The organism is Acidisphaera rubrifaciens HS-AP3 (assembly GCF_000964365.1).
Taxonomy (GTDB): Bacteria; Pseudomonadota; Alphaproteobacteria; order Acetobacterales; family Acetobacteraceae; genus Acidisphaera; species Acidisphaera rubrifaciens.
This window is the reverse complement of sequence record NZ_BANB01000915.1, coordinates 1-978: the sequence shown is the minus strand read 5'-3', so window position 1 is coordinate 978 and position 978 is coordinate 1. Positions and strand designations below refer to the sequence as shown.

Below are 978 nucleotides of genomic sequence, written 5' to 3'. Positions count from 1 at the left end.
GGCCTCGCACGCGGCGGTGGCGGCGGCCGTGCGGGTCAGCGGCGGCACCTGGACGCTGATGCGCGGCGACGACGCGCTGCGCACCTCGGTCGATGTCGTGCCGGCGGAGACGCCGGCGCTCGCGGCGATCACCCGGCGGGTGAAGGCCGCGCTCGATCCGGCGGGCATCCTGAACCCCGGCCGTCTCTACGCGGGGCTGTAGCGACGTGCCGACGATCCCGACGCCGCTCATCCTCGTGCCGCTGCTGATGGCGATGGTCGCCTTCTTCCTCCGCTTCTACAAGCTGGACCCGGAGGAGAACGTGCGGAACCCGAACTTCATCGCGGGCGCCGTCTGCGTGGTGCTGAGCCTCGTCTACCTGCTGGTCTTCCGCGTCGCGCTGCGCGGCAACAACCCGCTAGCCTCGGTGCTGTTCTTCGCGGCGGCCGTCATCCTCGCCGCCGGCGCCATCCGCGTCGTGATGCGCGCGCGCAGCCATTACTGACGACACCGCCCAGCGGGGGACCACATGCAGACAAGTTTCAGCGCCGAGCAGCTGCGCGATCCCGACACCGCCGCGTCGAACGGCGTGCTGCGCACCTGCGTGCATTGCGGCTTCTGCACGGCGACCTGCCCGACCTTCGTGCTGCTCGGCGACGAACTGGACAGCCCGCGCGGGCGCATCTACCTGATCAAGGACATGCTGGAGAGCGGCCGGCCGGCGACGCCGGAGGTGGTGCAGCACGTGGACCGCTGCCTGTCGTGCCTGTCCTGCATGACCACCTGCCCGTCCGGCGTGAACTACATGCATCTGGTCGATCACGCGCGCACCTATATCGAGCGCACGTATCGGCGCCCCGGCATCGAGCGGGCGCTGCGCGCCGTCCTCGCGTGGGTGCTGCCGTCGCCGTCGCGCATGCGCCTCGCGCTGTGGGGCGCGCGGCTGGCGCGGCCGCTGGCGGGGCTGGTGCCGACCGGCACGATGACGGGGCGGCGGC

General features: G+C 72.0%; 3 protein-coding genes. All 3 read left to right on the top strand.

Going from position 1 to position 978, the window contains the following annotated elements; all coding sequences use genetic code 11:
- Nucleotides 1-202 (top strand): FAD-linked oxidase C-terminal domain-containing protein (locus tag B8460_RS19000; protein WP_048863194.1); only part of this gene is annotated, 202 nt, incomplete at its 5' end.
- 4 nt (nucleotides 203-206) lie between these two features.
- Entirely contained in the window at nucleotides 207-485 is a 279-nt protein-coding gene (locus tag B8460_RS18995; protein ID WP_048863193.1) for a hypothetical protein, read from the top strand.
- A gap of 24 nt (nucleotides 486-509) precedes the next feature.
- A partial coding sequence (locus tag B8460_RS18990) for a 4Fe-4S dicluster domain-containing protein (RefSeq protein WP_048863192.1) occupies nucleotides 510-978 on the top strand: 469 nt, incomplete at its 3' end.